The organism is Bradyrhizobium sp. B039, assembly GCF_038965675.1.
Classification (GTDB): domain Bacteria; phylum Pseudomonadota; class Alphaproteobacteria; order Rhizobiales; family Xanthobacteraceae; genus Bradyrhizobium; species Bradyrhizobium diazoefficiens.
This window is the reverse complement of sequence record NZ_CP152416.1, coordinates 3,558,289-3,583,702: the sequence shown is the minus strand read 5'-3', so window position 1 is coordinate 3,583,702 and position 25,414 is coordinate 3,558,289. Positions and strand designations below refer to the sequence as shown.

Below are 25,414 nucleotides of genomic sequence, written 5' to 3'. Positions count from 1 at the left end.
CGACGTCTCAGTCGGCAGAGAGTTCCTCGGCCACGGCCTTGACCTGGGCCAGTGAGCTGCCGCCTGCGGCCTCGGTTGCCGCCATCACGGCGCCCTCGACGATCGGCGCGTTGCATACGACAACGAGATCGCGCCGCGCAGGCTCCAGCATCTCGACCGCCATTTCGCTGTTGGTTTCGGCACCGCCGAGGTCGACGAGGATTGCGACGCCCTTGGCAGACCAGGCATCATTAATGGCGTCGATGATCAGGGAGACGCTGGTGCCCAATCCGCCGTCGGGATTGCCGCCGCAAAAAGCCACCTTGACCTCGCTGCCGACCATCTGCCGCACCATGTCGGCGGTGCCCTTGGCGATGTCCTTCGAGTGCGAGACGATCACAATACCCACAGTGTCGGTCATTGCTGTCCCTCCAGGCTCGCGCAGACCGCCTGCACGAGTACGCAGCTCGAGCGGGCGCCGGGGTCGACGTGCCCGACGCTGCGTGGCCCGAGGAACGACGCCCGCCCCTTGGTGGCCTGCATCGGCGCGGTCCGCTCGACCGCCTCGGCAGCGGTGGTCCGGACGCGCGCGATTAGATCCGGCTGGCCGGCCGCCGTCTTCAGCGTTTCCAGGACGGGAACAAGCACGTCGAGCATCGTCTTCTCACCGGCCTGCGAGCGGCCACGCGCGCTCACCGCGTTCACGCCACTGCCGAAAACGTCCGCGAGGTCGTCCGGCAAGTGTTTGTCGTGCGAGAGCGCTTCGCCGGCGGCGAGGAAGAAGCTCCCGTAAAGCGGCCCGGACGCGCCGCCGACCGTCATCACCAGGGTCTTGCCGATCATCTTCAGCGCCTCGTCGAGCGGTTGCGCGGAGATCGCATCGAGCTTGCCCAGAACCGCTTCGAATCCGCGCTTCATGTTGATTCCGTGGTCACCATCGCCGATCGCCTGATCCAGGCTCGTCAGCTCCGGCGCACTGGCGATGACCTGCTCTGCGGCCACCTTGATCAACGACTTGAACGTCCCAGGTTGCAGCGACATCGACATGATCCTCTAGAGAATCATCGCGGGGATGCGTCGCCCCGCGCGATCGAAACAGAGCGGATGTACCACGTGCAATTCGACCTCCTGACCGGCCTTTAGCGGCTGCTGATGCGGATCCGCAAGCGTCACCAGCATTTCGCCCTTATAGTCCAGATGAACGTGATTCTGTTCGCCGAGGTGCTCGACCCGGTGGACGCGGCCGACCATCCGTCCGCCATTGCGCGCACCGACCTTCAGATGCTCGGTACGGATGCCGACGGTCTCCGTTTCCGGCGGCACCGACACGTCGGACAAGAGACGTGCCGGAAGGAAATTGATCTGCGGCGTACCGAGACGCGAGGCGACATAGGAGCTGGAGGGGCTTTCGTAGATCTCCCGCGGCGTGCCGAGCTGAAGGAGCTGGCCATCCTTGATCACGCCGATCCGGGAGGCCATGGTCATAGCCTCGACCTGGTCGTGGGTCACGTAAAGGATAGTCGCGCCAAGCTCGAGCTGGATCCGCTTGAGCTCGAGACGCAGCTCCGAACGGAGCTTCGCATCCAGCGACGAGAGCGGCTCGTCCATCAGGTAGATCGCGGGATCTCGAACCAATGCGCGGCCGATCGCCACCCGCTGCATCTCACCGCCGGACAGGCGGGTTGCACGGTTGTTCAGCTTGCTTGCGATATGCAGCAGCTCCGCCGTCTGTTCGACACGCTTGCGGATGATGGGCTCGGGCACGCGCCGCGCGGGCGAGCGTAGCGGGAATGCCAGATTGTCATAGACAGTGAGATGCGGATACAGCGAGTACTGCTGGAAGACGAAGGCGATATCGCGCGATCCCGGCGGATCATGCGTCACGTCATGGCCGTTAATCATGACCGAACCGGTGTCGGGGCTCTCGAGCCCGGTGATCAGCCGCAGCGTCGTGGTCTTGCCGGCGCCGCTCGGCCCAAGCAGGACCAGGAATTCCCCGTCATTGATCGCCAGCGAGAGCTCGCGCACCGCCTCTATTGTGCCGAAGCGCTTGCTGATGTTGCGCAGACTGACGTCAGCCATGGCGCGGGCTCCCCTCATTGGCGGTCCGGATCGCCATGCCACTGCCAACATCGAACAACGCCAGTCGTTCGGAATGGAATTCGAGACCGACCGTCTCGCCGATCCGCACCGACGCGCTGGAGGGCAGCCGGGCAGCGACGCGTCCATGCGCCGTGTCGACCGTGACGATCTGCGTCGTGCCGAGATATTCTGCGCCGAACACCTCGCCGCGGACGGGTGCTGCATCGGCGAAACGGATATGCTCCGGGCGTATCCCGAGCGCCAGCGGGGCGCTCGCGCGATCCTCGCGGATCTCAGGGACCGCGATGCTGGCATCATGGAAGGCGATGGCCCGATCTCCGGATCGTAGGCCGCCCTCAAAGCGCAAGAAGTTCATCGACGGCGAGCCGATGAAATCGGCCACGAACATGCTCGCGGGCCGGTCATAGATCTCCTGCGGCGAGCCGATCTGTTCGACGCGCCCCTTGTTCATGACGGCAATCCGGTCCGCCATTGACATCGCCTCGAGCTGGTCATGTGTCACGTAGACCGTAGTTGCACCAATGCGATCATGGAGGTCGCGAAGCTCGCCGCACATCAGATGCCGAAACTCGGCGTCGAGCGCCCCGAGCGGCTCGTCCATCAGGAAGGCCTTGGGCCGCCGGACCATAGCGCGCCCCAGCGCCACGCGCTGGCGGTCGCCACCCGACAGCTTTGACGTCTTGCTCGACAGGAGACGCTCGATCCGCAGGAGCCGCGCCGTCTCCTGCACGCGCTCGCGGACCGCACGCCGGCCCATGCCCTGGCACCTCAGGGGAAAGCCGATATTGTCGGCAACATTCATGTGCGGATAGAGCGCGAAAAGCTGGAAGACGAAGGCGATGTCGCGGGCCGCGGCACGGCGGAACGTCACGTCCTCGCCGTCGAGCAGGACCTTGCCCTCGGTCGGCAGCTCGAGGCCCGCAATCATGCGCAGCGTGGTCGTCTTGCCACAGCCGGAGGGCCCGAGCATCGCGAAAAAGGTGCCGTCGTCGATCGTGAAGTTCGAGCCTTGCACGGCCGTGAACTGATCGAACGACTTGCGCAGGTTTTCGACGCGAATTTGTGCCATGTTGACCGCCCTATTCCGGAAAATGGCTCACGATCACGTAGCCGACCGTGCCGATGAGGATCGTCACGAAGGAATAGCTGTACAGATCAATCGTCCAGGGCTGCACCAGCATGATGATGCCGCCTCCGATCAGGGTCATCGCGCCGGCCTCCCAAGGCCCACGACGGAACCAGCGAGACACTCCGCCCTTGGCAACCGCAGAACCGCTCATTTGCGCACAGCTCCGAATGTGATGCCGCGCAACAGGTGTTTGCGCAACAACACGGTGAACAGGACGATCGGGACAACGAACAGCGTGGTCGCGGCAGCCACCGCCGGCCAATCCTGCCCGCCCTCGCCGATGATGAATGGGATGAATGGCGGCATGGTCTGCGCTTCGCCGCTCGTCAGGAGAACCGCGAAGGCGTATTCGTTCCACGAGAAGATCAGGCAGAAGATCGCGGTTGCCGCAATTCCCGTGACGGCCTGCGGCAATACCACCTTGCGCAGGGCCTGGAGTCGCGTGTAGCCGTCGACGAGAGCGGCCTCCTCATACTCGCGCGGGATCTCGTCGATGAACCCCTTGAGCAGCCAGACCGCGAGCGAGACGTTCACGGCGGTGTAGAGCAGGATCATTCCGAGCCTGGTGTCGGTCAGATTGAGCTGGCGGTACATCAAATAGATCGGGATCGCGACCGCGACCGGCGGCATCATTCGCGTCGAGAGGATGAAGAACAGCAGGTCGTCAGCCAGGGGAATGCGAAAGCGCGAAAAAGCGTAGGCCGCGAGCGTGCCCAGAAACACGGCCAGGAACGTCGAGCCGAACCCGATGATCAGCGAGTTCACGAAGCGCGGCACGACCTTCGATGGTCCGGCAACGACCATGTCCCGCTGGCGCACGAGCTTGTCATACCACGTCTCCGGCGGCGGCAGCTTGGCGATGAAGTCCGGCGTCTGGCGGGTGCGCACGGTGAAAAGGTTGACATAGCCTTCGAGGGTCGGCTCGAAGAGCACCTTGGGCGGATAGGCGATGGCGTCGCTCTGCGACTTGAATGCGGTAGCGACGATCCAGAGTAGCGGCAGGATCGTGATCACGGCATAGAGAATGACGAGGCCACCTGCCACGGCCTTCGAACGCGGCGAGGCTTCGACGATGGAATGAGCGGTGGACTTGGCCAGGACTGACTTGGCGAGTGCAGCGGTCATCGTTGCTTCACCTTGTTGAGCGCTTTGACGTAGATGTTGGCGGCACCGAACACGGTCACGAACAGGATGATGGCGAGCGCAGAGGAATAGCCGGTGCGCCATTTCTCGAATGCCGCGCGCTTCAGCGTGATCGACACGAGCTCCGTGGTCGATCCCGGGCCTCCCGACGTCAGGAGGTTGACCATGTCGAACATCTTGAAGTTCTCGATTGCGCGGAACAGCACGGCGAGCATCAGGAACGGCACCGTCATCGGCAGCGTGATCGACCAGAATTGCCGCCACGGCGAGGCGCGATCGACCTCGGCCGCCTCATAGATGTAGTGGGGAATGGAGCGAAGCCCGGCGAGGCAGATCAGCATGACGTAAGGCGCCCACATCCAGGTGTCGACCAGTACGATGGTCCAGGACGCGAGCGAGACCTGTCCAGTCATGCTGAACGAGCTCGGCGGCACCCCCGTGAACAGGCTGATCACGTAGTTGAAGGGCCCGATCTGCGGCTGCAGCAGCAGCGTCCAGAAGTTGCCGACCACCGCCGGCGACAACATCATCGGCAGCAGGATGATCGTGGTCCAGAAGCTGTGACCGCGAAACTGGCGGTTGATCAACAGCGCCAGGCCATAGCCGATGACCACCTGTAGTGCCACAGACCAAATCACGAATTGCGCCGTGGTCTGGAGCCGGAACCAGACGTCCTCGTCGGTGAGGATGTCGGTGAAATTGTCGAGCCCGACGAACCGCAGCGGCAGATAGGACATGCTGAGGTTGAGGCTGGTGAAGGACAGCCGGATCATCCACACCAGCGGAAAGATGTTGATCGCCAGCAACAGCGCGATCGTCGGCGCAACGAACAGCCACGCAATGCTGCGGTCGGAAAGGCCGCGCACGCGCCGTGCGTCGCGAGATTTGGCGGGCTCGCTCATGCCGGCAATCGTAGCATCATCAGGTTGAAGGATCGTCGTCATCTGGTCCATCGGCTGGCTGGTTCGGTTTCCCCGGGGGACACCCCCGGGGAAACCGGTTCAGTTGATGCGAGCGCCGCGCCTATTGCGACGCGACCTGCTTGCCCTGCTCCTTGAAGACCTTGGTCCAATCCTTGACCAGGAGATCGAGCGCCTGCTGCGCGGTACCCTTGTCGGCGACGACGTAATCGTGCACCCGCTTCTGCATGTCGAGTAGCAGTTGCGCGTAGGACGGCTCGGCCCAGAAGTCCTTCACGATTCCCATCGACTCCAAGAATTGCGGCGCGAACGCCGCGCTCTTCGGGAAGTCGGGCGCATCGACCACCGCTTTCAGGGCCGAGTAGCCGCCGAGCTGCCACCATTTCTGCTGCACAGCGGGCTGCGCGAACCATTTGATATAGGCGAGCGCGTCGTCCTTGCGGTCGGAGGTCGCCACCACGGAGATGCCCTGTCCACCAAGCTGCGTGAAGTGTCCATTCGGGCCGGCTGGATTGACGAAGAATCCGATCTTGTCGCCGCCGACATTCGGATCCTTGTAGAGGCCGGGGAAGAAGGCGAACCAGTTCATCTGCATCGCCACCTGGCCGGACTTGAAGGCATCGAGCCCCTCCTGCATGTAGGCGTTGGTCATGCCCGGCGCGGTGCAGCACTTGTAAAGTTCCTTGTAGAACTCGAGCCCCTTGGCCGCCTCGGGTGAATTGACGACGCCCTGCATCTGATACGGCTTCTTTGGATTGTCGTAGCTGAAGCCGTAATTGTAGAGCACGTTGGTCACGCCCATGGTGATGCCTTCCGAGCCGCGCTCGGTGAAGATATAGGCGCCATAGACCTTCTTGCCGTCGATCTCGCGGCCCTGGAAGAACTCCGCAATCTGCTTCAACTCGTCATAAGTTTTCGGCGGCGCCAGGTCGCGGCCGTACTTTGCCGTAAAGGCGGACTGAATCTCGGGCCGCGAGAACCAATCCTTGCGGTAGGTCCAGCCTACCGCATCGGCCATAGCCGGCAGCGCCCAATAGTTCGGCGAGTTCTTCGGCCACTGCGAGTAGCCGACGACCGTCGCCGGGACGAAGTCGTCCATCGATATCTTCTCCTTGTCGAAGAAATCGTTGAGCTTGACGTACCACTTGTTCTCGGCGGAGCCGCCGATCCACTGGCTATCGCCGATGATCAGGTCGCAGAGCTTGCCTTGGGAGTTGAGCTCGTTGAGGAAGCGATCGGCATAGCTCGTCCACGGGACGAACTCGTATTTCATCTCAATGCCGGATTGCTTGGTAAAGTCCTTGCCGAGCTCGACCAGCGCATTGGCCGGATCCCATGCCGCCCAGCACAGCGTAAGCTGCTTGCCCTGAGCTGCGGCTTCGCCTCCGCCAAATATCCCCAGCAGCGCCGTCCCGAGGACCGTGGTTGCCGCCGAGCTTCTTAGCCAATTGAATGTCCGCATATCCGTTTCCTCTCTCGTTGAAGCATCCAACCCGCTCGGCGCTCCCTGCCGGAACGACGCCAAGATCCTGAAACCGAGTTTGAGGAGCGATGAGTGGAGAACGAGACGAACCATTTCCGGAAACGGGTCCGGAAGGGCTTGGGCTCCTCCCACACATCGGCTCGATGCGTGATGTTTAGTTTTTTTGTAGGACTAAACGTATTACTAAATTTTGGAAGCCGTCAAGCCGGTTTGTCGCTAGCCTGGCGAAAAGATTCGCGACGTTCGCGCGCGCAAGCGGGATGTTCGCAGCGCAGCAAAATTCCTGGATTTTGTCAAAAGCTTCGATTGCCGATCTGGCGCCGCGGAGCAATCCAGCCCGCCTGGATAACCGGCGAGCCAGAAGTTGGCCATCGCCAAGCATGTTTAGCAAATGGCTTTACTGAACGTTCAACAAAGCGATTAAGAGCGTGAGCAGTCTCCTCATCGGCCGAAGTCTGCCATCGCCGCGGACCACACCTGTTTCGCCCCAGAAACGACCTCGCCAAAGCGCAGCTAACGCGATCGAACTCAAGCATGGGTGCAGCGAGTTCGACCAGCGGGGCTGCACGGAGCGAGATGAGAGGGTGGCGCCTCATGTTTCCAGCAACTGGTGCTGATCGTCAGCACTCACCTATCTCCCCTGCCCTCGGAAACAATGGGCATGCTCTTCCGCCGACCCGAGGCAGCCCAATCTCATCTCACGAGGTCTGCTCACATTGGCTGTGTCGAGATTTTTCTTGATCTCCCGGTGCATACGCCGCCTTCCAAGCAATTGAAGAACTTGAACTCTCGCTCCAATCGATCATGGGCCGATTTGAGCTAGGTACAGCAACACACTAGCAACTTGTCAGGCTTGGCTCGATTTGTGCCAAGTTAGGCAACTGATCGCATGACGGCCTGTTTCGGCCGCGGTGCGACGGACCGAGTGGCGAATGAAGCCGGCGCATGAAGTCGGCCGTTGCCGTCCTCGGGAGACACCGGCGCGTCGCTGTGCCTCGCCGAGATGTTGACGATCTCCAGCGAGGTGTCGCGGTACATATCGGCGAAAACCGACAGCGTAGTTTCGACCTTGAGCCAGCGGTCCTGCCGCACCGCGCCTGCTGCGGCCCTGCTGCGCCTCGATGACGCCGTCGGCTGAAAGCAGCTCGACGGCCTGCCGGATCGTGACGCGTGACACGCCGAACTCCGCGGCCAGCTCCTCGTTGACCGGGAAGCGAAAGCCTTGGGGCCGGATGCCATGCTTAGACCGAGCAAGACTAAGAAGCCGGCACTTAGTCTTGCTGACCCCGGGCGGCAAAGAAGCGCCAATTAACGATCTGCGAAGTCATCGATAATGTGCCGCAGGTGCGGTCGATCAGCATGCGCAACCGTAGTGTTACGTGGTCCCGACGGAGTACCCCTCTTGGGCCGTTGCCCCGACCGAGATTCCTAGCGAGCATCGCGATGTACGAGAAGCAGGAGCTGCGCGATTGCTCGTCTCACATTTCAAACGAATCGCCGACGCGGGGATGCGCACAGCGTTTTCCAGCCGGATTGGGATTCTTACGCTGATCCATACTGCGAACGCCCCTGTGCCGCGGGCGACTGTCGGGTTCGATCTCTGAAGGGACCTTACTAAAGCAAGAAACGTTATTGGAAAATCATAAGCCGTGCGCGGTCGTCAGGAGGCCGAGCACGAACGGGGCAGGAGTTAATGGCGTCGGGATCTTTTCACAACAGGCCAGAGTTTCTTCTGGCGGCGGCGCGTAGGCGCTGAACGGGCGCTCATTGCCGGCGCTCTCCTGTGAGTTGCTCTTCGAATGCGATTGCACCTGCTCTGCATCGGCAGAGTGGAGTGTGTTGTGAGCAGCGCCTTATTCACCTCGACGTCTTTACGAGCCGCCGGCTGGTCTGAAACTAATTCTCGCCTCAAGGACAATTCGAGTTCATCTCGACCATCGGATCTTTCGGTCGAGCTGTCTATGGCAGTTGCGATTGCCTCCCGGGTGACGGCGGCTCCGGTGATCGATTCAACCGATCTGCAGACCTCGTCGAGCGACGGCGCACCTTCGCTATCTCCTCGTCAGGACACGACTGCAGAGTTCTGGGCCGCTTCAAGGTCGCCCGAATCCGTCACGTTGCTCACCCGTGTTCGGGTTGCTCCCAAATGACTTTCATATTCTACGCGTTTTGAGGTCGAAGACATGGCTACTCAGGCAACCGGCGGCGGCAGCACCACTTCATTCTCCAACACACCTCAAGCGACGAACGATATTTTTACGAGTGGCCTGACCGCCGCCGGTGTATCCATTTCGCTGACGGAGGATAACCTTCAGCCTGTCTTTTTCGATGTCATGGGAAATGACCTTGGGGGCAATGCCAAGACCCTCTTTTCCATCGACAACGGCATTAATAACAGCGGCGCCATGAGCGGCTATAGTGCGGCTGATTTGCTGACTCAGGATACCGCACGCGTCGAAGCCACCAGCAGCGATACAAGCTTGAATGGCGCAAAAATCTGGATCACGGCGGATGGTAAAGTCGGGTATGACGCGTCAGCATTAAGCGCTCAAGTCGCTGCCCTGTCAGCAGGGGATTTTTTTACAGATTCATTCATTTACGCTATCCGACTTGGCAATGGGACGCTGAGCTGGGCGACCGCCACAGTGAGAATTGCCGGGGTCAACGATGGCCCCGTTGCAGCGGCCGACACAAGTGCGGTGAAGGAAGACACCGCGCCGAATTCAGTCAGCGGCAACGTACTCATCAACGATACCGACGCCGATACGCACGACAGTCATAGCGTCACGGCCATCAACGGCTCTGCCACCAAGGTCGGTGCTGATGTGGTCGGCACCTACGGCACGCTGCACCTCAACTCCGATGGCACGTACACCTATACGCTCAACAATGCCCAGGCCAATGTGCAAGCGTTAGCGGCAGACCAGCTGGTTTACGACACTTTCAGCTACACCAATTCCGACAATCATGGCGGCTCGTGCACTGCCAACCTGACCATCACGGTTACCGGCACCAATGATGCGCCGGTGATCACCTCGTCGGCGCAGAGCGGCCTGGCGGCGGAGTGGGCGGATCTGTCGGCGGCCGAAGGGTCCAACACGCCGCATACCGCCTCCGGCGCGGTGACCTTCACCGACGTCGACACGCTCGACAGCCACACTGCGAGCTTCGCTCCCCAGGGCGGCGGCTATCTCGGCAGCTTCACGCTCAATACCACCAACCACGATACCGGCAATGGCGGCTCGATCGGCTGGAGCTTCTCGGTTGCCGACGGCGCCATCGATTATCTGCAGGCCGGCCAAACCCTGACCCAGAAATACGACGTGACGATCTCGGATGGCCACGGTGGCACCGCGGTGCAGACCGTGACAGTGACGATTGTCGGCACCAACGATGCGCCGGCGATTATCTCGTCGGCGCAGAGCGGCCTGGCGACGGAGTGTGCGGATATGTCGGCGGCCGAGGCGGCCAACACACCGCATACCGCCTCCGGCGCCGTGGCCTTCACCGACGTCGACACGCTCGACAGCCATACCGCGAGCTTCGCGCCGCAGGGCGGCGGCTACCTCGGCAGTTTCACGCTCGATACCACCAACCACGACACCGGCAATGGCGGCGCGATCGGCTGGAGCTTCTCGATCGCCGACGGCGCCGTCGATTATCTGCAGGCTGGCCAAACGCTGACTCAGAAGTACGACGTGACGATCTCGGACGGCCACGGTGGCACCGCGGTGCAGACCGTGACAGTGACGATTGTCGGCACCAATGACGCCCCGGTGATCACCAGCGCCACGCAGTCCGGCACCGTGTCGGAAGGCGACGACCTCCCGGCCGCAGCGCACACCGCAACCGGCCACGTCACCTTCTCCGACGTCGATGCCAGCGACACCCACACCCACTCGGTCAGCGTCGCTGCCGCCCACGGCACCGCCACCGTCGATCCCGACGGCACCTGGCATTACACCGTGCTCGACAGCGGCGCCGTCGACGCGCTCGCCGCCGGCGAGCATCTCGCCGACAGCTTTACGGTCGAGGTCGACGACCACCATGGCGGTCTCGCCACCCAGGTCGTGTCGATCGACATCACCGGCACCAATGACGCGCCGATGATCACCAGGGCTGCGCAGTCCGGCACCGTGTCCGAAGGCGACGACCTCCCGGCCGCAGCGCAGACCGCCACCGGCCAGGTCAGCTTCTCCGACGTCGATGCCAGCGACACCCACACGCTCTCGGTCAGCGTCGCCGCCGCCCATGGCACCGCCACCGTCGACCCCGATGGCACCTGGCATTACACCGTGCTCGACAGCGGCGCCGTCGACGCGCTCGCCGCCGGCGAGCATCTCGCCGACAGCTTTACGGTCGAGGTCGACGACCACCATGGCGGTCTCGCCACCCAGGTCGTGTCGATCGACATCACCGGCACCAATGACGCGCCGATGATCACCAGCGCTGCGCAGTCCGGCACCATGTCCGAAGGCGACGACCTCCCGGCCGTGGCCCAGACCGCCACCGGCCAGGTCAGCTTCTCCGACGTCGATGCTAGCGACACCCACACGCTGTCGGTCAGCGTCGCCGCCGCCCACGGCACCGCCACCGTCGATCCCGACGGCACCTGGCATTACACTGTGCTCGACAGCGGCGCGGTCGATGCGCTCGCCGTCGGCGAGCATCTCGCCGACAGTTTTACGGTCGAGGTCGACGACCACCATGGCGGTCTCGCCACGCAGCAGGTCACGATCGACATCACCGGCACCAACGATGCGCCGGTCATCACCTCGTCGGCGCAGTCCGGCACTGTGTCGGAAGGCGACGACCTCCCGGCCGCGGCCCAGACCGCCATCGGCCAGGTCAGCTTCTCCGACGTCGATGCCAGCGACACCCACACGCTCTCGGTCAGCGTCGCCGCCGCCCATGGCACCGCCACCGTCGACCCCGATGGCACCTGGCATTACACCGTGCTCGACAGCGGCGCCGTCGACGCGCTCGCCGCAGGCGAGCATCTCGCCGACAGCTTTACGGTCGAGGTCGACGACCACCATGGCGGCCTCGCCACCCAGCAGGTCACGATCGACATCACCGGCACCAACGATGCGCCGGTCGCGGTGGCCGACACCAACAGCGGTCTGGAAGACAGCACCATCACCGGCACCGTCGCGAGCAACGACAGCGACGTCGATGACGGCGCCACTCTGAGCTACAGCCTCGATGCGGCGGTCGCCGGCCTGGCACTGAACCCGGACGGCAGCTACAGCCTCGATGCCGGCAATGCGGCCTACCAGCACCTGGCGCAGGGCGCCACCACCGACGTGGTGGCGAACTACACCGTCACCGACGAGCACGGCGCGACCTCGAACTCGACGCTGACGATCACGCTGACCGGCACCAACGACGCCCCGGTCGCGGTGGCGGACACCGACAGCGGCCTGGAAGACAGCACCATCACCGGCACGGTCGCGAGCAACGACAGCGACGTCGATGACGGCGCCACTCTGAGCTACAGCCTCGATGCGGCGGTGACCGGGCTGACGCTGAACCCGGACGGCAGCTACAGCCTCGATGCCGGCAATGCCGCCTACCAGCACCTGGCGCAGGGCGCCACCACCGACGTGGTGGCGAACTACACCGTCACCGACGAGCATGGCGCGACCTCGAGCGCGACGCTGACCATCACGCTGACCGGCACCAACGACGCCCCGGTCGCGGTGGCGGACACCGACAGCGGCCTGGAAGACAGCACCATCACCGGCACGGTCGCGAGCAACGACAGCGACGTCGATGACGGCGCCACTCTGAGCTACAGCCTCGATGCGGCAGTCGCCGGCCTGACGCTGAACCCGGACGGCAGCTACAGCCTCGATGCCGGCAATGCGGCCTACCAGCACCTGGCGCAGGGCGCCACCACCGACGTGGTGGCGAACTACACCGTCACCGACGAGCACGGCGCGACCTCGAGCTCGACGCTGACCATCACGCTGACCGGCACCAACGATGCTCCGGTTGCGGTAGCCGATACCAACAGCGGCAGTGAGGACAGCACCATCACCGGCACCGTCGCGAGCAATGACAGCGACATCGATGACGGCGCGGTCCTGACCTACGCGCAGACCAGCGCGGTCGCCGGCCTGGCACTGAACCCGGACGGCAGCTACAGCCTCGATGCCGGCAACGCCGCCTACCAGCATCTGGCGCAGGGCGCCACCACCGACGTGGTGGCGAACTACACCGTCACCGACGAGCACGGCGCGACCTCGAACTCGTCGCTGACGATCACGCTGAGCGGCACCAACGACGCCCCGGTCGCGGTGGCGGACACCGACAGCGGCCTGGAAGACAGCACCATCACCGGCACCGTCGCGAGCAATGACAGCGACGTCGATGACGGCGCGGTCCTGACCTACGCGCAGACCAGCGCGGTCGCCGGCCTGGCACTGAACCCGGACGGCAGCTACAGCCTCGATGCCGGCAATGCCGCCTACCAGCATCTGGCGCAGGGCGCCACCACCGACGTGGTGGCGAACTACACCGTCACCGACGAGCACGGCGCGACCTCGAACTCGACGCTGACCATCACGCTGAGCGGCACCAACGACGCCCCGGTCGCGGTGGCGGACACCGACAGCGGCCTGGAAGACAGCACCATCACCGGCACGGTCGCGAGCAACGACAGCGACGTCGATGACGGCGCGATCCTGACCTACGCGCAGACCAGCGCAGTCGCCGGCCTGGCACTGAACCCGGACGGCAGCTACAGCCTCGATGCCGGCAATGCCGCCTACCAGCATCTGGCGCAGGGCGCCACCACCGACGTGGTGGCGAACTACACCGTCACCGACGAGCACGGCGCGACCTCGAACTCGACGCTGACCATCACGCTGAGCGGCACCAACGACGCCCCGGTCGCGGTGGCGGACACCGACAGCGGCCTGGAAGACAGCACCATCACCGGCACGGTCGCGAGCAATGACAGCGACGTCGATGACGGCGCCATTCTGAGCTACAGCCTCGATGCGGCGGTGACCGGGCTGACGCTGAACCCGGACGGCAGCTACAGCCTCGATGCCGGCAATGCCGCCTACCAGCATCTGGCGCAGGGCGCCACCACCGACGTGGTGGCGAACTACACCGTCACCGACGAGCACGGCGCGACCTCGAACTCGACGCTGACGATCACGCTGACCGGCACCAACGACGCCCCGGTCGCGGTAGCCGATACCAACAGCGGCCTGGAAGACAGCACCATCACCGGCACCGTCGCGAGCAACGACAGCGACGTCGATGACGGCGCCACTCTGAGCTACAGCCTCGATGCGGCGGTCGCCGGCCTGGCACTGAACCCGGACGGCAGCTACAGCCTCGATGCCGGCAATGCGGCCTACCAGCACCTGGCGCAGGGCGCCACCACCGACGTGGTGGCGAACTACACCGTCACCGACGAGCACGGCGCGACCTCGAACTCGACGCTGACGATCACGCTGACCGGCACCAACGACGCCCCGGTCGCGGTGGCGGACACCGACAGCGGCCTGGAAGACAGCACCATCACCGGCACGGTCGCGAGCAACGACAGCGACGTCGATGACGGCGCCACTCTGAGCTACAGCCTCGATGCGGCAGTCGCCGGCCTGACGCTGAACCCGGACGGCAGCTACAGCCTCGATGCCGGCAATGCGGCCTACCAGCACCTGGCGCAGGGCGCCACCACCGACGTGGTGGCGAACTACACCGTCACCGACGAGCACGGCGCCAGCGCCCCCTCGACGCTGACCATCACGCTGACCGGCACCAACGACGCCCCGGTTGCGGTGGCGGACACCGACAGCGGCCTGGAAGACAGCACCATCACCGGCACGGTCGCGAGCAATGACAGCGACGTCGATGACGGCGCCATTCTGAGCTACAGCCTCGATGCGGCGGTCGCCGGCCTGGCACTGAACCCGGACGGCAGCTACAGCCTCGATGCCGGCAATGCCGCCTACCAGCATCTGGCGCAGGGCGCCACCACCGACGTGGTGGCGAACTACACCGTCACCGACGAGCACGGCGCGACCTCGAGCTCGACGCTGACCATCACGCTGACCGGCACCAACGATGCTCCGGTTGCGGTAGCCGATACCAACAGCGGCAGTGAGGACAGCACCATCACCGGCACCGTCGCGAGCAACGACAGCGACGTCGATGACGGCGCCACTCTGAGCTACAGCCTCGATGCGGCAGTCGCCGGCCTGACGCTGAACCCGGACGGCAGCTACAGCCTCGATGCCGGCAATGCGGCCTACCAGCACCTGGCGCAGGGCGCCACCACCGACGTGGTGGCGAACTACACCGTCACCGACGAGCACGGCGCGACCTCGAGCTCGACGCTGACCATCACGCTGACCGGCACCAACGATGCTCCGGTTGCGGTAGCCGATACCAACAGCGGCAGTGAGGACAGCACCATCACCGGCACCGTCGCGAGCAATGACAGCGACGTCGATGACGGCGCGGTCCTGACCTACGCGCAGACCAGCGCGGTCGCCGGCCTGGCACTGAACCCGGACGGCAGCTACAGCCTCGATGCCGGCAACGCGGCCTACCAGCACCTGGCGCAGGGCGCCACCACCGACGTGGTGGCGAACTACACCGTCACCGACGAGCATGGCGCGACCTCGAGCGCGACGCTGACCATCACCCTGACCGGCACCAACGACGCCCCGGTTGCGGTGGCGGACACCGACAGCGGCCTGGAAGACAGCACCATCACCGGCACGGTCGCGAGCAATGACAGCGACGTCGATGATGGCGCCACTCTGAGCTACAGCCTCGATGCGGCAGTCGCCGGCCTGACGCTGAACCCGGACGGCAGCTACAGCCTTGACGCGGCCAATGCCGCCTACCAGCACCTGGCGCAGGGCGCCACCACCGACGTGGTGGCGAACTACACCGTCACCGACGAGCACGGCGCCAGCGCCCCCTCGACGCTGACCATCACGCTGACCGGCACCAACGACGCCCCGGTGCTGAACGCCAATGGTGGATCGCTGCCTTACACCGAGAACCAGGCGGCGACGGCGATCAACACCGTACTAACGGCGTCGGATGTCGATAGTGCGAATCTGACCGGGGCGACGGTGTCGATCACGGCCAACTTCACGTCCGGCCAGGATGTGCTCGGCTTCAGCAATCAGAACGGCATCACAGGCAGCTACAACGCATCGACCGGCGTGCTGACGCTGACCGGTTCTGCGACTGTCGCCCAGTACCAGGCGGCGCTGGAGTCGGTGACATACTTCAATTCGAGCGACAACCCGTCGGGTACGACCCGCACCATCAGCTATCAGGTTGATGACGGCCAGACGGCAAACCACGCCAGCAACAGTGTGACTTCGACAGTGGCGGTGACGCCGGTCAACGATGCGCCAGTGGTCGTCGCTGGTCATACGCTGAACTACACCGAAAACCAGGCCGCCACCGCGATCGACCCGGCGCTGACGCTGTCCGACGTCGACAGTGCCAATCTGTCCTCGGCGACGGTGCAGATCACCGGCAACTACGTCACCGGCCAGGACGTGCTGGGCTTCACCAACCAGAACGGCATCACCGGATCGTTCAACGCGGCGACCGGGACGCTCACCTTGACCGGTTCATCCAGCGTCGCGAACTACCAGACCGCGCTGGACTCGGTGACCTACCTCAACACCAGTGACAACCCGTCGGGCGTGGCCCGCACGGTCACCATCATCACCAATGACGGGACTGCCAACAGCGTCGCCGTGACCGACACGATCAACGTGACACCGGTCAACGATGCGCCGGTGGTCGTCGCTGGTCATACGCTGAGCTACACGGAAAACCAGGCCGCCACCGCGATCGACCCTGCGCTGACGGTGTCCGACGTCGACAGTGCCAATCTGGCCTCGGCGACGGTGCAGATCACCGGCGACTACGTCACCGGCCAGGACGTGCTGGGCTTCACCAACCAGAACGGCATCACCGGATCGTTCAACGCGGCGACCGGGACGCTCACCTTGACCGGTTCATCCAGCGTCGCGAACTACCAGACCGCGCTGGACTCGGTGACCTACCTCAACACCAGTGACAACCCGTCGGGCGTGGCCCGCACGGTCACCATCATCACCAATGACGGGACTGCCAACAGCGTGGCCGTGACCGACACGATCAATGTGACGCCGGTCAACGATGCGCCGGTGGGCGTCAACGACACCGGCTCGGCCACCGAGGCGGGCGGCACCGGCAATGGCACCGCGGGCTCGAACGCGACCGGCAACGTGCTGACCAACGATACAGACGTCGACAACACCAACGCATCTCTGGTGGTATCGGCGATCCGCACTGGGGCGGTCGAAGGCTCCGACACGGCCGGCACGCTAGGCTCCAGCCTAGTGGGTGCACACGGCACGCTGACGCTCAACGCCAACGGCTCCTACACCTATGTTGTGAATGACAGCGACTCGGCGGTGCAGGCGCTCAACAGCGGCCAGACCATTACCGACAGCTTCAATTATGCCGTAAAGGACCCGGGCAATCTCACCGACACCGCGGTGCTCACGGTCACCATCAACGGCGCCAACGATGCGCCGGTGAATACGGTGCCCGGTACGCAGGAGGTGGTACAAAATACCAACGTGACATTCAATGGCGCCAAACTCATCTCAATCTCGGACGTTGACGTAGGCGCTGGGACCGAGACAGTGACGCTGTCGGTCGCGCACGGCACGCTGACGCTATCGGGCACCACCGGCCTCTCGTTCACCACCGGCGACGGTACGACCGACGCGACCATGACCTTCTCCGGCACGGCGGCGAACATCAACAACGCCTTGAATGGTCTTCTCTACAATCCAACCGACACTTTCGTCGGCGCCGATACTTTGACGATCACGACGACGGATCAGGGTGGATTGAGCGATAGCGACACCGTTACCATCAATCAGGACAGCCCTAACCCGGGTACGCTGACGACGAGTTCGACCGACGTCATCTTCTACGCCAGCGGCACGAACACGGTAAATGCAACCAATCTGACCTTGAACGGTACAGATAGCATCACCGGCGGAACCGGCACGGACACGCTCATCGTCACCGGCGGCTCCCCTGGACCATTCACATTTGGGAATGGCGTGGGAAACCTCTTTCTCACAAATTTTGAAGTTTTCAAACTGGTCGACACCAACAGCGGAAATCATACCGACAACGTAACGTTCCTTTCGACTTTCCAAAATAATGGGGCACTGACCGTCGACGCGACTGGTATCGGTGGCAATGGAAAGCTCAATTTGGATGCAAGCGCAGTCACGTCCGGAGCTTTCATTGTTATCGGCGGAGACAGTGACGACACTCTCAAGACTGGTTCCGGCGACGACACCCTCACCGGCGGCTTGGGTAACGACACCCTTACCGGTGGTGCTGGCAACGACACGTTCAACGTCAATTCTGGCACTGACAGCGTCACCGATCTTTCAGGGAATGATGTCCTTGTCATAAGCGCAGGGGCCACGGCCAACGCTACCGTCACTGCAGCCTTTACGGCCACGTCATCGACCAGCAACGCTGGTACGGCAAACCTGAGCAGCAACGGCTTTGCCGTTGACTTGAGCGCGGCGACCGGCGCCAACGGCTTTACAGTCACCAACACCGGCGCAGCGGCGGCCATCACCGGTTCAGCACAGAATGACGCGCTGATCGGCGGCTCCGGAAATGACACGCTTGCCGGCGGCTCCGGCGCCGACAGCATTACTGGAGGCAGCGGCGCTGATACAATGACCGGCGGAGCCGGTAGCGACACGTTTGTCATTAACAGCGGACAATCTCTCGGCACCGTTGGGGGCTCCGGGGATGCCGGCACGATTTCCGGCTATGACGCGATCAACGACTTCGCCACGACCGGCACCAACGACATCCTTGATCTGCCGGTCACCAACGTGACGGCCAATACTGCCGGCACTAACGGTACTGACTCCACGTTGACCATTTCCGGTCAGACGGTGAAATCGCATGCCATCACGAACGGCGTCATCACATTCGATGATGCCAATGCCTTTGCGTCAGCACTAACCCTGACGTCCACCGCTAACGTCGCAGCCGTCGTGCAGTACCTTCACAACAACGATATAGCCACCGGCGCCGGCGCAGCGGTTGCTTTTGTCGCGAACATCGCCGGAACTGCCCATAGCTATGTCTTTGAGCAGGTCGGCACAACTCCGAACGCCGCTAACGACATCCTGGTCGATCTCGTAGGGGTCACCCTGACCAACATCAGTCAGGCACATCTCGCTCCCGCAGGCATTGCCGGCGAAGCCATCAACCTTGGACTGACAAACCCGGTGGATCACGTTGGCACGGTCAGCGTCAGCGTCAGTGGCATTCCGGCGGGTTGGACGCTGAGCGAGGGCACCGACAACGGCGATGGGACCTGGTCGGTGCAGACAAACGATGTCACCGCACTCACTATCACCACGCTTGATGATTACGCGGGCGCGGTGTCGCTGCATATATCGCAAACTTGGACGGATTCTACGGGCGGCACCGGGTTGGCCATGATCGCCGACAACGTCGAAGCCTATGGACAAGGCTCCCCAATCTTCGCGCTCTCAGGCGACGACAACCTGACCGGCTCCACCGGCGACGACTTGTTCGTGTTCTCCCAGCCGATCGGGCATGACGTGATCTACAGCTTCGACGCTGCCTCGGATCAGATCGATCTGATCGGCTACGCCAACTTCACCGGTTTTGGCGACATCCAGGCGCACATGGCCAACGATGCTGCCGGGGATGCAGTGATCACGCTCGCCGATGGCCAGTCGATCACACTGAACGGGGTCGATGCGTCTTCGCTCACTGCTGATGACTTCGTCTTCGATCACACGCCGGTCACCGAGAATCCAGGCCACATGGTGATCAGCGACGGGGCGATCCTGCCGCTATCCGGCATCATCGACAACACCGGCACCATTGAGTTGAACTCAACCGGAAACGAGGCCGATCTGCAGTTGATCGAGCTTGGCATCACCCTGCAGGGCGGCGGCCATGTTGAACTTACCGACAGCAGCGAGAACGTGATCACCGGAACGGTCGCGGACGTCACGCTCACGAACGTCGACAACACCATCGCCGGCGCGGGACACCTTGGGGATGGAGTGATGACCCTCGTCAATGAGGGTACCATTATCGCTACCGGCACCAATTCTCTCGACATTGATACCGGGACCAACGCCATCACCAACTCCGGAACCTTCGAGGCAACCGGCGCCGGCGGGCTTGTCATCCACAGCGATGTCATCAATACGGGCGTGTTGTGGGCCAACGACGGCGACGTCACGATCGACGGCAACGTCAGCGGCAACGGTTCAGCGCTGATCAGTGGGACCGCGACGTTGGCGTTTGCACATGCTTCGGCGGAAAATACCACGTTTGCTGCAGGCGCAACCGGAACCCTCATCCTTGGCGATTCCTTCAACTTCTCAGGGACCGTGTCCGGGATGACCGCAGACGATCATATTGATCTTCTCGACTTCAACTTCGCTAGCGCGCCGACGCTGAACTACACCCCCAACGCGGACATCAGCGGCGGGACTCTGAGCATCACCGACGGAGCCCATACCGCCAACATCGCTTTGTTGGGTACGTTTGATCCCACCGGCTTCCAGATCGAGGCGGACAAGACGACCGGAACGTTGGTCAGCTACCACGATTTCCATCTGGCCTAAAGGCGGGTTAATCGCGATCTTCGATGGAGCGCATCCTCATCGCGTATATTCGGAGCGTAATGCCAACTATTCGCCCCGGCAGTAAGTCCGCTGCTTACTTCAACCAGTTCCGCACGGTGTCCACGTCCAAGACAATGCCGTGCTTGGCGAGGTCGTCGGCAATTTCCTGCGGCACGGTGCGGCGGCCTAGTTTTGGATCAAGTTTGTAGCTAGGACGGAGAAGAATGGCCGCTCGAAATGGAGCGCAATATCGATCGCAACGGAGCGTCCAAGCCACGCGTGGTCCGGAACGTTCGCACGGGCGCGCCTCACGAAGGCAACGTCTTTCTTCCTTCCGGTGCGGCGCTGGCCGCTCTAAAAGTCGTCGAAATCTCGCCCTTTGTCGTCGTGCAGCATCGGACCGTAGATGCTTTCTTCGGAGCCCGGGATATCGATCGCGTCGAGGTGCTTTCGGTAAAATGCCACGGGCCCAACGCCACCGATGACCGCGTAGGCATATTCCGCTTCACGCATGCCGCGCAGGGTGGTGAAGAGGAGCGCCTCGCCAATGCCCTTCCCACGAGCAGCCTTCGCTACTCCCGTCGGACCAAAGAAGCCGCGCATCGAGCAGTCGGCGCAGGCGAAGCCCAGCAACTCGTTATGCCGCACAGCGATCCAGACCATGACCGGGGAGCGCGTGAAGGCGCGTGTCGCTTCGCTCACCCAGGGATTGTAGAAATGCCTCTCAATCCAGGGAAGCACGACATGCGCCTCCGCAGCCATCGCGCGACGAACCGTGATCCCGTGGGAAGCGATCTTCTCCTCGGTCCGAACGTCGGGAAGATCGTAGAGGCGGACGAGGAGATCACTCATGGATGGGCCTTTCATTGAATGAATGACGGGTGGTTGCACGCCGATGAGACCCAGGAGATCGATCAGTTACGGACATACCTTCCGGTCCGATTCATGAGTACGCGCTCCAGATGACGATGATGGGCGTATCGAGCCGCCTAGTCGTTGTCCGGCGCGGGCTTATTTTCGGGGTCGACATGGTCATCATCCCAATTGTCGCGCCAACCGGGCGGATTGCCGTCGTCCTCCCAGCGATGGTCGTTCCAACGGTCGGCTTCGCCGTGGAAGCCATAGTCACGATAGTAGTCACGCCAATAGCTGCTGAGATTAAACGTTACGACGGAGATTTCCGCCTGCGCCGCGTAGGCAGGAACGTAGACGCGGCGCGCTTCGTGAACGAACTGAACATGCGCTCCCGACACCCAGCCGCGAACACCAGATGCGCTCACGTCGCACCAAGTATAGCGTGCCAGGCATCCGTGAATCGTCAGCGATGAACCGGCCATCAACCTCCCGACCGCGGGAAATCGAACACTCGGTCCGGACCGCACGTTGAGATTCACGCCGGAATATCCGTCGTTTGTTCCAGCATGGCCCTCGCCAGCAAAGGCGATCAGGAGCAGCGTGGTTGCATAGACAATGGGGCGATTCTTCATAGTTCTCCAATGGAAAGTATCGAAGTGGCCCGCCAGGTGGGCTGCGGCCGGCCACCGTCTCCCTCCCTGCGCATTGCCTCGCGGCTGTTGACGCAGAGTCGAGGCCAAGTTGGGATTTGGTGGAGGACTTCACGCTGAAGCCACTGTTGTGGAAGACGTCGCAGGCGATGATGCGACCTCACATCTAAATGCCAGGGCTATCGCGCAGCCCGAGTCCATATTTCGCTCCCACACAACGAACCGACGCCCCCCCGCACTTCCAGTCGTGCTGCATCAAGCAGGGTAACTGTGCTGGCGTAGCTCTTGCCGTCATCCGCGTTATAGACTCGCCCCGACCATGAGTTCGATGTGGAGGGCAGCATATCGAGGAAGAGCTGAAGCCCCACGATGCGATGCGTTCTGAGAGACGGATCCGGGTTCTTGTCGTCTGTCTGAGGTTTGCCTGTTGCGCTATCGATCGGCTGCTTCAGCCACACGACCTTGCCGCATATTGCCGCGCCGCAGGGCTTCACCACCACCTTGGCGTCGCCCGCCTGAGTCAGCCAGGCTCCAAAGGGACCGGTTCTCGGCATGGTGCGTCCTGCCGCGACGTCGCGCGCGAAAACGAGCGCAATAGCGAAGACGAGCGTAATAGCCAAAACCACCGGAAGTCCGTAAATGGCGGTGCGAACAGGGTCGATGCGCATGCGAAATGGTCCTTACAGAGCGTCGCGGCGATCCAAGAGCGGCTTCGGCTTCCACCAGCCCGCCGGCAGGGCCGGTATGCCGCGTCATCGCTGGCAACGGTCGATCGAACATGGAGAATTGATGGAGACTTGGTGGAGAAGGCCTGTAATAGGTCGACGGGACTCTCACCCTATGCCAAGAGACCCCATCCAGTGACGCCTGACCTCGTGTTCCGATGAACGCCCTTATCCTCATTGCCGAAGATGAACCGCAGATCTGCGAAATTCTCGACGCCTATCTAACGCGTGAGGGCTTCCGCACGGTCCGCGCCGGCGATGGCCGAGCCGCACTCGACCTGCACCTTGCGCTGAAACCGGACCTCATCCTTCTCGACGTGACGATGCCCCGCCTCGACGGATGGGAGGTGTTGGCCGAGATCCGCCGCCGGGGCGATACACCCGTCATTATGATCACTGCGCTCGACCAGGATATCGATCGATTGCAGGGACTGCGCATCGGGGCTGACGACTATGTCGTGAAGCCGTTCAATCCGGTCGAAGTGGTTGCTCGCACCAAAGCGGTATTGCGGCGGGCTGGCCGGTCAAGCGCCGGCGGCATGCTGCGCGTCGATTGCGTTGCTATTGATCTCGATGGCCACTTGGTAAAGGTCGAAGTGGATGGAACGGCACAACCACTGCCGGTCACACTGACCGAATTTCGTCTCCTGGCTCACATGGCGCGAACACCGACCAAAGCCTTCACGCGAAGTGAACTGGTCGATGCTTGCCTGCCCGGCAGCGACGCCCTCGAGCGGACGGTGGACAGCCATATCAGCAATCTTCGCAAAAAGCTGGACGCGGCCGGCGCGCCTGGCATGCTGTCCGGTGTTCGCGGCATCGGCTATCGTTTGGCCGCGATATGAAGCGGTATCGCCTAAGTCAGCAGATCATCGTCTCAATGAGCGTCGTGGCGACCATCGCGATGCTGATCGTCTTCGTCGGTTCATTCGTCTTCTATGGAATTTATCTAAGCTATTTTCCGCCACCACCCGGGCCGCCTCCCCTTTTGCCAGAAGCGCCGGACTTGGTGATGATCGCAGTCTTCCTTCTTGTCGGACTGGCCCTTGCGATCGTTGTCGCGCTCCGGCTGACGAAACGAATCCTAGCTCCGCTGAACTCCTTGGCGGAAACCGCGCGCAAAATAGCTGCAGGAGACCTGTCAGCGCGCGCGTCCCCCGGCGATCGGTCGCTCGGCGAGACGGCTCATCTGGTAGCCGATTTCAACGCGATGGCACAGAGGCTGCAAGATAACGCAGACGACATGATCGCTTGGAATGCCGCGATCGCACACGAGCTCAGAACGCCCCTCACGATCCTGAAGGGCCGGCTACAGGGCATCGCCGACGGCGTTTTCACGCCCGATGAAGCGTCAATCGGAAATCTGCTGCTGCAGATCGACGGGCTGTCGCGGCTCGTCGACGATTTGCGTACAGTCACGCTGGCCGATAGCGGGCGCCTGGATCTTGGGAGAGGGCCGGTCGCGCTCGCCGCGGAAATTCAAAACGTCGCCGACCTGCTGGAGCCCGTGCTCGCAAACGCCGGATTCTCGCTCGAACTCACGCTGGCAGATTTGGTCGCTCTCGGCGACGGGATTCGCATTCGCCAGGCGTTGCTCGCCCTTCTCGATAATGTTCAACGCTACGCGAAGCCCGGCCGTATCGAACTCTCGACTCTGAAGTCTGGCAACTCCGCCATCATTCGCGTCGAGGATGACGGTCCCGGAATGCCGCCGGAGTTTGCCAAGCGGGCATTCGATCCGTTCGCACGTGGCGCCCTATCGCGCTCGCCACGTTATGGCGGATCTGGGCTGGGCCTATCCATCGTTCGCGCCATCGCCGAGGCACATGGCGGACGTGTCGCGTATCGGACATCCTCACGCGGAGGCGCCATTTTTGAGATCACACTTCCGCTTGAGGACCATGAATCCAATGTTGCACCCGACGCGTCGATTCAAACCTAACATGTCTCGCGCACCAAGCGGGAAGAACCGACTTCACGGATGTTCACCCCCCTACCGACATTACCTGAACCGCACCTTCGTGGATGCCCGTTGCCCGATGTGCATTCTAGACCGTTCCCGGCAAGGAGTCTAAAGCATGATTCACGACGTTGACCCAACGAACGATAAGTATCCGGCGGCACTGCGGATCCTGCACTGGGTGCGCGCCCTGCTGACCTTGGGCCTCATCGCGGCCGGCTGGATGATGACCGTGCTGGCTGATACCGTCACGGAGAAATTCACCCTGCTTTATCCCTGGCACAAATCCTTCGGCGTGCTGGTGTTCCTGATCGTTCTTGCGCAGCTTGCGATCCGCGCGATGTCACGCCTGCCCGGACCGGCGCCGCTCCCCGCCCAGGAGAGACTCCTGTCGCAGGCCGTGCACGTCGCGATGTACGCGCTGCTGCTGCTTGTCCCGCTAATGGGCTATGCGATGTCCAGCTCTTTCACCGACAGCGACGGGGTGTTCTTCTTCGGCATCCACCTTCCTGAACTTCTGCCGAAGGATGATGATCGATTCAGACTGTTCCAGTTTTTGCACAAGACCCTCGCCTACAGCCTGCTGGCTCTGGTCATATTGCACGTCGCCGGTGCGTTGAAGCACCGCTATTTCGACAAGGACCGGCGCACCGACGTTCTCCCACGCATCATCTAATCCGGTTGCCGACACTGCGCCGAAATTACATCTTCAAACCCGCTTTCGGTCCTTCACAGTCGGCAGTTCATCGCGGATGTCGGCA

The 25,414-nt window shown here is 62.6% G+C and carries 16 protein-coding genes; 5 read left to right on the top strand and 11 right to left on the bottom strand.

The genetic code is table 11. The features are described from left to right. Positions 1-7 precede the first annotated feature (7 nt). The 8 genes from dhaM to AAFG50_RS16625 form a co-directional block, all read right to left on the bottom strand. On the bottom strand, positions 8-400 hold the full coding sequence (dhaM, locus tag AAFG50_RS16660) for a dihydroxyacetone kinase phosphoryl donor subunit DhaM (protein WP_011086355.1): 393 nt from the start codon (positions 398-400) through the stop codon (positions 8-10). Further along, the gene (gene dhaL, locus AAFG50_RS16655; protein WP_028170684.1) at positions 397-1,020 is read right to left on the bottom strand and encodes a dihydroxyacetone kinase subunit DhaL; all 624 of its coding nucleotides are present in this window, start codon (positions 1,018-1,020) and stop codon (positions 397-399) included. The genes dhaM and dhaL overlap by 4 nt, the downstream gene beginning before the upstream one ends. Positions 1,021-1,032: 12 nt before the next feature. Next, positions 1,033-2,061, bottom strand: a complete 1,029-nt coding sequence (locus AAFG50_RS16650) for an ABC transporter ATP-binding protein (RefSeq protein WP_028170683.1) — start codon at positions 2,059-2,061, stop codon at positions 1,033-1,035. Further along, the gene (locus tag AAFG50_RS16645; RefSeq protein WP_028170682.1) at positions 2,054-3,151 is read right to left on the bottom strand and encodes an ABC transporter ATP-binding protein; all 1,098 of its coding nucleotides are present in this window, start codon (positions 3,149-3,151) and stop codon (positions 2,054-2,056) included. Before AAFG50_RS16645 ends, AAFG50_RS16650 begins: the two co-directional genes overlap by 8 nt. A 10-nt stretch (positions 3,152-3,161) precedes the next feature. Then, positions 3,162-3,362, bottom strand: a complete 201-nt coding sequence (locus AAFG50_RS16640) for a hypothetical protein (protein WP_011086351.1) — start codon at positions 3,360-3,362, stop codon at positions 3,162-3,164. After that, complete coding sequence (locus AAFG50_RS16635) at positions 3,359-4,336, bottom strand: carbohydrate ABC transporter permease (RefSeq protein WP_049832359.1); 978 nt, start codon at positions 4,334-4,336, stop codon at positions 3,359-3,361. Before AAFG50_RS16635 ends, AAFG50_RS16640 begins: the two co-directional genes overlap by 4 nt. Further along, complete coding sequence (locus AAFG50_RS16630) at positions 4,333-5,256, bottom strand: sugar ABC transporter permease (RefSeq protein WP_039185067.1); 924 nt, start codon at positions 5,254-5,256, stop codon at positions 4,333-4,335. Before AAFG50_RS16630 ends, AAFG50_RS16635 begins: the two co-directional genes overlap by 4 nt. Before the next feature lie 121 nt (positions 5,257-5,377). After that, positions 5,378-6,736, bottom strand: coding sequence for an extracellular solute-binding protein (locus AAFG50_RS16625; protein WP_028170679.1), 1,359 nt, complete (start codon positions 6,734-6,736; stop codon positions 5,378-5,380). A gap of 979 nt (positions 6,737-7,715) precedes the next feature. On the opposite strand from AAFG50_RS16625, the gene AAFG50_RS16620 reads away from it, so the two are divergent. After that, positions 7,716-7,895, top strand: coding sequence for a hypothetical protein (locus AAFG50_RS16620; protein ID WP_231166762.1), 180 nt, complete (start codon positions 7,716-7,718; stop codon positions 7,893-7,895). A 1,045-nt stretch (positions 7,896-8,940) separates the two neighbouring features. Then, positions 8,941-20,463 carry a VCBS domain-containing protein gene (locus AAFG50_RS16615; RefSeq protein WP_342714199.1) on the top strand — a complete coding sequence of 3,841 codons (11,523 nt, stop codon included), beginning with the start codon at positions 8,941-8,943 and terminating at the stop codon, positions 20,461-20,463. Positions 20,464-20,817: 354 nt separating this feature from the next. Here the strand turns inward: AAFG50_RS16615 and AAFG50_RS16610 are convergent, their stop codons facing one another. The 3 genes from AAFG50_RS16610 to AAFG50_RS16600 form a co-directional block, all read right to left on the bottom strand. Beyond that, positions 20,818-21,315, bottom strand: a complete 498-nt coding sequence (locus AAFG50_RS16610; RefSeq protein WP_039184201.1) for a GNAT family N-acetyltransferase — start codon at positions 21,313-21,315, stop codon at positions 20,818-20,820. Positions 21,316-21,452: 137 nt separating this feature from the next. Continuing rightward, positions 21,453-21,950, bottom strand: a complete 498-nt coding sequence (locus tag AAFG50_RS16605; RefSeq protein WP_028171899.1) for an SH3 domain-containing protein — start codon at positions 21,948-21,950, stop codon at positions 21,453-21,455. 197 nt (positions 21,951-22,147) lie between these two features. Next, positions 22,148-22,636, bottom strand: coding sequence for a DUF2147 domain-containing protein (locus AAFG50_RS16600; protein WP_028171900.1), 489 nt, complete (start codon positions 22,634-22,636; stop codon positions 22,148-22,150). Positions 22,637-22,851: 215 nt separating this feature from the next. Between AAFG50_RS16600 and AAFG50_RS16595 the strand changes: the two genes are divergently transcribed. From AAFG50_RS16595 to AAFG50_RS16585, 3 genes are all read left to right on the top strand, one after another. Continuing rightward, on the top strand, positions 22,852-23,538 hold the full coding sequence (locus tag AAFG50_RS16595; protein WP_028171901.1) for a response regulator: 687 nt from the start codon (positions 22,852-22,854) through the stop codon (positions 23,536-23,538). Then, positions 23,535-24,635 (top strand): ATP-binding protein, encoded by a 1,101-nt coding sequence (locus AAFG50_RS16590; RefSeq protein ID WP_011086340.1) that lies wholly within the window; start codon positions 23,535-23,537, stop codon positions 24,633-24,635. Before AAFG50_RS16595 ends, AAFG50_RS16590 begins: the two co-directional genes overlap by 4 nt. A gap of 136 nt (positions 24,636-24,771) precedes the next feature. Then, positions 24,772-25,329, top strand: coding sequence for a cytochrome b (locus AAFG50_RS16585; RefSeq protein ID WP_011086339.1), 558 nt, complete (start codon positions 24,772-24,774; stop codon positions 25,327-25,329). Positions 25,330-25,414: the final 85 nt, after the last annotated feature.